Below are 8,395 nucleotides of genomic sequence, written 5' to 3' on the forward strand. Positions count from 1 at the left end.
CCATGGCCGACGAAGCGCTTGTTGTCATCGACCTGCAGAACGACTTTTGCCCCGGCGGCGCGCTGGCGGTTGCCGGCGGCGACGAGATCGTGCCGCTGGTCAACGATATGATACGGCATGCCGACCATGTCGTGCTGACGCAGGACTGGCATCCCGCCGGCCATTCGAGCTTTGCCTCCAGCCATCCGGGCGCGCAGCCTTTCACCGTGATCGAGATGCCGTACGGGCAGCAGACTTTGTGGCCGGACCATTGCATCCAGGGCAGCCTCGGCTCGGACTTTCACTCCGGCCTCGCCTGGACCAAGGCCGAGCTTGTCATCCGCAAGGGATTTCGCCCCGCCATCGACAGTTACTCGGCCTTCTTCGAGAACGATCATGCGACGCCGACCGGCCTCGCCGGCTATCTCAGGGAACGCGGCATCGACACGCTGACCCTGGTCGGGCTGGCGACCGATTTCTGCGTCGGCTTTTCGGCGCTCGACGCTGTCAGCCATGGCTTCAAGACCACGGTCCGGCTCGACGCCTGCCGCGGCATCGATCTCAACGGATCGCTTGATGCCATGCTGCAGCGCATGCGCGACGCCGGCGTGATGCTTGAAGACCAGTTGTCGGACTGAACGGTGGGGCAGCGGGGGGCTTTTTGCGGATCACCATAGGCAAGATGGCAGGTGCGGCGATCGCTGTCGCGCTCCTGTTTCCAGGCGTGGCTTTCGCGGCAGAAGAACACGGCCTGCCCGGCGCCGCGATGTCGCTGTGGTGGGCGCTGCCGTTCGCCGGGCTGCTGCTGTCGATCGCCACCGGTCCGCTGCTGTTCCACCATGCATGGGAGCATCACTACGGCAAGATCACAGCCCTATGGGCGGCGCTGGTGATCGTGCCGTTGGCGCTGGCCTTCGGCGTCCCCTCGGCGACCGAGGCGGTGCTGCATGCGCTGCTCACCGAATACATGTCGTTCATCATCCTTCTGTTCGCGCTCTACACGATCTCGGGCGGCATCCTGCTTGCCGGCAACATCCATGGCACGCCGCTGGTCAATGCCGGGCTGCTGCTTGCCGGCGCAATCCTGGCCTCGGTGATCGGCACCACCGGCGCCTCGATGATCCTGATCCGGCCGATCCTGCGCGCCAACGACAACAGGCCGTTCAACGCCCATGTCGTCATCTTCTTCATTTTCCTGGTTTCCAACATCGGCGGCTCGCTGACGCCGCTCGGCGACCCGCCGCTGTTCGTCGGCTTCCTGCGCGGTGTCGATTTCTTCTGGACAACGACCAATCTCTACCGGGAGACGCTTTTCGTCGGCCTCGTCGTGCTGGCGATGTTCCTGGTCATCGACATCATCCTGCACAGGCGCGAGGCCGGCGCGCCCAAGATCAAGGATCCGACGCCGGATACGAAGGTGCGCCTGCGCGGCCTGGCCAACCTTCCGCTGCTGGCCGGCGTCATCGCTGCGATCCTTTTGTCGGCGGCCTGGAAGCCAGGAGTCAGCTTCTCCGTGTTCGGCGTCGGTCTCGAGCTGCAGAACCTGGTGCGCGACGCCATCATCCTGGCGCTGGCCCTGCTGTCGCTCCCCCTCTCCTACAAAAGCCACCGCGAAGCGAACGGCTTCAACTGGGGGCCTATCGCGGAGGTGGCGAAATTGTTTGCCGGCATCTTCATCTGCATCGTGCCGGTCATCGCCATCCTCAGGGCAAGCCATGAGGGGGCGCTGGCGCCGCTGGTGTCGCTGGTCAGCACTCCTTCGGGCCAGCCCAACGACCTCGCCTATTTCTGGCTGACCGGGGCGCTGTCGTCCTTCCTCGACAATGCGCCGACCTATCTGGTGTTCTTCGAACTCGCCGGCGGCGATCCTCAGCATCTGATGACCGAGTTCGCCTCGACGCTCGCCGCGATCTCGGCGGGCGCCGTGTTCATGGGCGCCAACACCTATATCGGCAACGCGCCCAACTTCATGGTCTATGCCATCGCCCGGCATCGTGGCGTCAGGATGCCGGGCTTCTTCGGCTACATGCTGTGGTCCGGCCTGGTGCTGATCCCGACGTTTCTGGTTGCGGGCTTTCTGTTCTTCGGCTGATCAACCGACGCCCACGTAGCGCCTGACCGCCGACGGGTCGGCGCGTAGTTCCTCGACATCCACGGTTTCGCGGTTGCGTCCGTTCTCGATGAACGAGACCCGGTCGGCGACCGACAGCACCGCGTCGACCCGTTGTTCGACCAGTATGGTCGAGACGCCCATGTCGCGCAGCTTGGCCACCGTCTCGCGGATTTTGGCGATCATCGACGGCATCAGCCCTTCGGTCGGCTCGTCGAGCAGTAGCACCTGCGGTTCGAGGCAAAGCGCGCGCGCCATGGCCAGCATCTGCTGTTCGCCGCCCGACAGAGTGCCGGAACGCTGCCGCAGCCGCTGGCGAAGCAGCGGAAAAAGGTCGAGGACATTTTCCCGCACGTCCTTGCCCTTGCCGCGCGCCATCAGCCCGATCTCGATGTTTTCGGCCACCGTCATCTCGGCGAACAGCCGCCGTCCCTGCGGCACATAGGCGACGCCGGCCTTCGGCACCTCATGCGCCGGGAGGCCGGTCAGTTCCTGTCCGCCGAGCTTGATCGAGCCGGCGCCGGCTGGCACAAGGCCCATGATCGCCTTCAGCGTCGTCGTCTTGCCGGCGCCGTTGCGGCCGAACAGGCACAACACCTCGCCCTTGTTTAGCACGAGGTCGAGACCATAGAGCACCTGGACCTCGCCGTAGAAACAGTCCAGTCCCGAAATTGCCAAGGCTTCCGTCTTGCCCGTCTGCGTCATCTTCGCTTCAATCATGGGGCCGTCCCCAGATAGGCGTCCTGCACCGCGGCGTTTTCGCGGATCGCCTCGGGCGTGCCCTCGGCCAGGATCTTGCCGGCATTGAAGACGGTTATGCGGTCCGCCAACTGCATGACGACCGGCATGTTGTGCTCGATCAGGAGCACCGTGGCGCCGTTGGCTATGTCGCGCACAAGCGCGATAAAATTGTCGATCTCGCTGTCGGCCAGCCCCTGCGTCGGCTCGTCGAGGATCAGCAGGCGTGGTTTCAGCGCCAGGCCCATCGCCACTTCCAGCAGGCGCTGGTGGCCATAGGACAATTGCCCGGCCGGCATATGGGCGCGGTCGGCCAGTCCCGTGCGTTCGAGCGCCGACATCACCCCGGCACGCACGGCGCCCTTCGAGCGGCCGTCGCTCAGCGTGCGCTGCACCGGCAGCGCGACATTGTCGTAGGCGCTGAGATTGGCGAAGACGCTGGTGATCTGGAACGTGTAGGCGATGCCCTGGCGGACCCGGACATAGGCCGGCAGACCGGTGATGTCGGTGCCATCGAAGACGATCGCTCCGGAAGTCGGTTGGATGCGGCCGCTGACCAGGCTGACGAAGGTGGTTTTCCCCGCTCCGTTGGGGCCGATCACGGCGCGGATTTCGCCCGGCATCAGGGTGAAATCGACACCGTCGACCGCACGCAGACCGCCAAAACTGCGCGACAGGCCTTTCGTCGTCAGAAGCGGCGTCATGGCAGCCATCCGAGCCAGCGCTGGCGGATGCTGCCTAGAATGCCCTTCGGGAAGAACAGCACCAGCAGGATCAACGCGATGCCGACGATCAGCAGGTAGGCCGAGGTGTAGCCGCTGGTGATGTCGATGACATAGTACATGAACAGCGTGCCGATCAGCGGTCCAAGCATCGTGGCGGCGCCGCCGAGCAGCACCCACAGCAGCGGCAGGATCGAATACTGCACCGAGGCGAAGCTCGAGCCGATATAGCCGAACAGCAGAGCGTAGGCGGCGCCCGACGCCGCACAGATCGCGCCGGAGACGACGACGGCGGCGAGCTTGTTGGAAAAGGTGTCGTAGCCCAGCATCTTCGTCCGCTCCTCGTTCTCGCGGATGGCGATGAGCACGCGGCCATGGCGGGATCGGACGATGGCCAGCGTGATCATGAGCACGAGCGAGAACAGCGTCAGCGCACTCATGTAGCGCACCGTCGGATTGGTGAGGTCGAGCGAGGTCGCACCGAGATCGAGCACGCGTGCCGGCTGCGGCACGACCTGGCCCTGGTCGCCCCCGGTCCACACGGCGAAGTAGAGGATGAGCAGATAAAACACCTGCGCGAACATCATGGTGACGATCATGAAGGCGACGCCGGTGGTGCGCAGCGCCAAGAGGCCGATCGCCAGCGCCAGCACGGCGCCGCAGGCAACTCCGACGGCGAAGGCCAGCGGCACGTTCCAGCCGAGCTGGATGATGGCCAAGCCGGCGCCATAGAGACCGGCGCTGAAGAACATCGCATGGCCGAGGCTGAGCAGGCCGACATAGCCGAACAGCAAATTGTAGCCCATGGCGAACACCGCCAGCACCAGGATGCGGGCGAGCAGGCCGTGATAGTAGTCGGGCAGCACGAAGCTCAGCACGAACAGCAGTGCGATGACGCCGAGGTGGAGCGCGTAGGCTTTTGCCGGCGAAGCTTCACTCATCGCGAGGCCGTCCCGAACAAGCCCTGCGGCCGGAACACCAGCACCATGGCGACCAGCAGCGTGGCGATGATCTTGGCCAGCGTCGGCGAGAAGAACATCGAGATGATGCCGTCCGACATGCCGATCAGCACGGCGGCGACGACCGTGCCGCGCAACGAGCCGAGGCCGCCGATGATGACGACGATGAAGGACAGCAGCAGCGGATCCTGTCCCATCAGGTAGTGCGCCTGGCTGATCGGCACGATCAGCACCGCGGCGATGGCCGCCAGCATGGCGCCGAGCGCGAAGACGCCGCCATAGACGCGGCCGACAGGAATGCCGAAGGCTTGCGCCGTCTCGCTGTCATACTGCGTGGCGCGCATGACGAGGCCGGCCTTGGTGCGCGTCAGCATCAGCCAGGTCGCGATCAGCAAGAGCGCGGAAGCGGCGACGACAGACAGCTTGTAGCCGGAATAGCCGAACCACGGCAAAAGGATGCGGTAGTTGAAGGGCGGCTCCACCGGCCGCGCCTCCGGACCGTAGAAGGTCAGCGCGAGCTGCTGGATGATGTAGAGCATGCCGATGGTGGCAACGATCGTGGCTTCCGGATTGTAGTTGAGCCGGCGCAGCACCAACCGCTCGGCGATGAGCGCGATGGCGCCGACGATCAGCGGCGCGATCACCAGTGCCGCCAGGAAACCGAGCGCCGGATGGCCGCCGATCGCGGTCGAGATCGCCCAGGCGAGCACCGCGCCCAGCATGAAGAACTCGCCATGCGCGACATTGACGATACGCATGACTCCGAACACCAGCGACAGCCCAAGCGCGGTCAGCGCCAGCACGGCGGAGGTGACGAGGCCTTCGAGGGCGGCGAGGAGGAGGTGGGGTCCGAAGTGCATGGATTATGCACCAGCGGATGCGCGAGGCACCCCCCTCTGCCCTGCCGGGCATCTCCCCCGCAAGGGGGGAGATTGGCAGTTTCCGCGAAGGCGGCCACCTACTGACCTTGGCGATTGGCGAATCCGGTGGACACAGCCAATCTCCCTCCTTGCGGGGGAGATGGCCGGCAGGCCAGAGGGGGGTGCCTTGGCGCTCACGCTTACAGGCAAAGCTGGGTCTACAGCGCCTGCGTCGTATAATCCCCCTCGGCCTCGTAAAGCCCGTCCTCGATCTTGGTCTTGTGGACCACCTTGAGCTTGCCGCCTTCGACCTTGGAGATGTTCTGGATGCCGAAACACTGATGGATCTTGCCGTTGAAGGTTTTCGGCCCTTGCGGGTGCTCCGGGCCTTCGGCGAAGGCGGTCAGCGCCTCGGTTGCCTCGACCAGCTTGTCGCGGTCCTCCGGTCCCTTGTAGCCGGCGTCCTCCATTGCCTTCTTGACGACATAGAGCGTCTCCCAGCAGCCGAACATGTGCGCGGCGGTGGAGACGTCCTTGGGATCGCCGACGGCCGCCCCATTGTCGTCGATGCCGACAGCGGCGCGATAGGCCTTCTGCGCTTCGCTGTCGTCGGGCTGCGCGTAGCGCGGCGAGCCTTCCCAGAAATGGCTGCCGTCGAGGAATTCCAGGCCGGGGCTGTTGATGTCGGTGGCCTCGAGCGAATCGATGAAGCCGAACAGCTGCGGCCGGTTGGAGCCGTAGAATTCGCCGAGTTCCTTGACGAAGGTGAGCACTGCCGGGCCGACCATGACGTGGTAGATCACTTCGGTCTCGGCCGGGATCTGCGGGAAATATTTGGTGAAGGACGATTCCGTCGGCGGGATGGCGATCTGCGCGATGACTTCGGCGCCTTGCGCCTTCAGCGCCGGCGGCAGGTAGTCGCGATGGTCGTAGCCGAACGCGAAATCGGGGAATATCTGCGTCACCTTCTTGCCGGCATTGGCCGCGATCCACGGCGCCATCGACTGAATCTGGCTCTTCACATCGGTGATGCCGGGCTGGAAGACATAGCGGTTGAGCTTCGTCGATGCGACGTGGTGGCCTTCGCTGACGACGAAATAGGGCATCTTGTTTTCGCCGGCGGCGGGCGCCGAGCCGATGACGACGTGCGAGAACAGCGTGCCGAAGACGATGTCGGTCTTATGCTGGGTGGCGAATTTGCCGACCACCTCCGCGCCACGGCCGGGATCGGTGCCGTCATCCTCGATGATGACCTCGACCTGGCGGCCGTTGATGCCGCCGGCGGCGTTGATCGCCTTCACCGCGGCGGCGGTGGTCTTCTCGTACCAGCGGCCATAGGCGGCACCGATGCCGGTGCGGTGCGATTGGAAGCCGATCTTGATCGGTGCCGAACTCTGCGCCTGGCTGTAGCGCACGAAGCCGGGAGCGAGCGTCAAGCCGGCGCCGGCGGCGAGACCCTTCAGCGCCGTGCGGCGAGAGAGCGTGGTTTTGGAGAGATCGAAAAACCCATTCTTGTCAGTCACGGCAGTTCCCCTGTTTTTTGAGTTTTGACCAATGGCTGTAGCGCGGCGGGCCGCCCTATCGGAGGGCCGAAATTGCATGTGTACAAACTAAATCACCAAAGCCCTGATGTAGCAAGCGAGCTTTCCCCGACGACATCGGGGCCGCTCTTTTCTCATCCAACTGTCGGCGTGGCAAGCAGCCAGAGGCCGAAGACGGTGTAGGCGATCATCAGCAGCGTGAGCGGAAACTGGCTGAGCGCGGCGCGGGCAGGCTGCGGATGCAGACGCCAGGCAAGCCCGTGCGCGACGAGGACGGCGAGTACATGGCCAAGGATGATGGCGCCGGCCTGGATGTTCCACAGCCACCAGGCTGAGCCGGCGCCGGCGACGATGCCGGCCTCGACCTGCATGTCGGCGGTGCCGAACAGATTCCAGCCCAGCGCGAACGGATCGGACAGGGCGGCCAACGCATACTGGCCGTCGACCAGCAGTGCCGTCAGGTAGTGCGCGACATGATAGGCGAGCGCGATCGGCACGATCGACCAGACCAACAGGCCCGCCGCCTGGCCAAATGGCCGATCGCGACCGGCAAGTCGCTGGCCGAGCCAGGCGGCAAGAAGAAAAACCGCCGCCAGCAGCAGGAACGTCAGGACGAGCCCTAAAGTGCTGCTGCCGATCACGGCGGTGCGGCCGGGGAATTCGAGCGGGTTGACGCCGAACAGGCCAAGCCAGAAGAAGGTTTTGGACAGGCCGTCGAAGGACACCGACGACAGCGCAAGCAGCAGGAAGGCGATGCCGCTGGGCGGCAACGGTTCGGCGGCAAGCAGCTTGGCGCCCGGCCAGCAGAGCACGAGCCGGCCAGCGTCGTTGCGCTCGACGGGCGCGAAATGCGCCACCATCGAAAAGAAGACCGTCAGGAATTCGCCGCCGCGGCTCCACCCTCGATAGCCGAATGCCAGCATGGCCAGGAAGGTGAGCAGCCAATAGACGCCGGCGGCAACGGCAAGCCGCGCGGGATCGTCGGGTGCAGGATCGATGAGTTCGAACCAGGCAAAAGCGAAAAACAGGATGAACGCTGGCCAACAGCCGAGCCATCGGGGAAGCCGCAGTATCCCTTCATCGCCCGCGCGCAAGAGACCTGAGATCAGACGCCAAGGCCCGTACCAGGGATTGAGCCATGACCAGAGGTCGCCGAACACGCCCTGCAGCAGCGTGAGGCCGGCCCACATCAGCGTCCAGACCAGCAGCGGCAGCGGATTGGAGAGCGGGTCGCGGCTGCCGAACAGGCCGGCGGCGATGAGAATTGCAAAGCCGGCAAAAGATATCAGGCTGACGGCGGTGCGCGCGCCGTCGCTGACGGTGAAGAGTTGCAAGCGCCGACGCCAGAATTTGTCGAGAGCCACGGGCGGCAGCAGGGCCAGCACGAGGAAGCTGACGGCCACGGCGAAAGCGCCGCCGGCCAGATAGTAGCCGGTCGGGAGAAGCAGGATGTGGCCGCGGTCGGAGGCGGGGGCGAAGGCGGGGG

General features: G+C 65.0%; 8 protein-coding genes. 2 read left to right on the forward strand and 6 right to left on the reverse strand.

The genetic code is table 11. The annotated features are described in order from the left end of the window. Positions 1–2: 2 nt before the first annotated feature. Positions 3–617 carry a bifunctional nicotinamidase/pyrazinamidase gene (gene pncA, locus LB577_RS09385; RefSeq protein WP_224686486.1) on the forward strand — a complete coding sequence of 205 codons (615 nt, stop codon included), beginning with the start codon at positions 3–5 and terminating at the stop codon, positions 615–617. Between the two features lie 44 nt (positions 618–661). Continuing rightward, positions 662–2,071, forward strand: a complete 1,410-nt coding sequence (locus LB577_RS09390; RefSeq protein ID WP_224686499.1) for a sodium:proton antiporter — start codon at positions 662–664, stop codon at positions 2,069–2,071. Here the strand turns inward: LB577_RS09390 and LB577_RS09395 are convergent, their stop codons facing one another. The 6 genes from LB577_RS09395 to LB577_RS09420 form a co-directional block, all read right to left on the reverse strand. After that, positions 2,072–2,794, reverse strand: a complete 723-nt coding sequence (locus LB577_RS09395; protein ID WP_224686500.1) for an ABC transporter ATP-binding protein — start codon at positions 2,792–2,794, stop codon at positions 2,072–2,074. It lies immediately after the preceding gene. A gap of 11 nt (positions 2,795–2,805) precedes the next feature. Continuing rightward, positions 2,806–3,531: an ABC transporter ATP-binding protein gene (locus LB577_RS09400; RefSeq protein WP_224686487.1), complete on the reverse strand. Its 726-nt coding sequence runs from the start codon at positions 3,529–3,531 to the stop codon at positions 2,806–2,808. Beyond that, on the reverse strand, positions 3,528–4,490 hold the full coding sequence (locus LB577_RS09405) for a branched-chain amino acid ABC transporter permease (RefSeq protein ID WP_224686488.1): 963 nt from the start codon (positions 4,488–4,490) through the stop codon (positions 3,528–3,530). The genes LB577_RS09400 and LB577_RS09405 overlap by 4 nt, the downstream gene beginning before the upstream one ends. Next, positions 4,487–5,368 (reverse strand): branched-chain amino acid ABC transporter permease, encoded by an 882-nt coding sequence (locus LB577_RS09410; protein ID WP_224686489.1) that lies wholly within the window; start codon positions 5,366–5,368, stop codon positions 4,487–4,489. The genes LB577_RS09405 and LB577_RS09410 overlap by 4 nt, the downstream gene beginning before the upstream one ends. 218 nt (positions 5,369–5,586) lie before the next feature. Then, positions 5,587–6,891 (reverse strand): ABC transporter substrate-binding protein, encoded by a 1,305-nt coding sequence (locus LB577_RS09415; RefSeq protein WP_224686490.1) that lies wholly within the window; start codon positions 6,889–6,891, stop codon positions 5,587–5,589. A 152-nt stretch (positions 6,892–7,043) separates the two neighbouring features. After that, positions 7,044–8,395, reverse strand: a 1,352-nt coding sequence (locus tag LB577_RS09420) for a hypothetical protein (protein ID WP_224686491.1), incomplete at its 5' end; no start/stop codon positions are given.

Origin of the sequence: Mesorhizobium sp. B283B1A, assembly GCF_020165735.1 — a bacterium.
GTDB lineage: Bacteria > Pseudomonadota > Alphaproteobacteria > Rhizobiales > Rhizobiaceae > Mesorhizobium > Mesorhizobium opportunistum.

What these genes read in the sequence shown, in the direction of transcription:
- pncA (WP_224686486.1), top strand. Translation starts at nt 3, where the DNA reads ATGGCCGACGAAGCGCTTGTTGTCATCGACCTGCAGAACGACTTTTGC.
- LB577_RS09390 (WP_224686499.1), top strand. Translation starts at nt 662, where the DNA reads ATGGCAGGTGCGGCGATCGCTGTCGCGCTCCTGTTTCCAGGCGTGGCT.
- LB577_RS09395 (WP_224686500.1), bottom strand. Translation starts at nt 2,794, where the DNA reads ATGACGCAGACGGGCAAGACGGAAGCCTTGGCAATTTCGGGACTGGAC.
- LB577_RS09400 (WP_224686487.1), bottom strand. Translation starts at nt 3,531, where the DNA reads ATGACGCCGCTTCTGACGACGAAAGGCCTGTCGCGCAGTTTTGGCGGT.
- LB577_RS09405 (WP_224686488.1), bottom strand. Translation starts at nt 4,490, where the DNA reads ATGAGTGAAGCTTCGCCGGCAAAAGCCTACGCGCTCCACCTCGGCGTC.
- LB577_RS09410 (WP_224686489.1), bottom strand. Translation starts at nt 5,368, where the DNA reads ATGCACTTCGGACCCCACCTCCTCCTCGCCGCCCTCGAAGGCCTCGTC.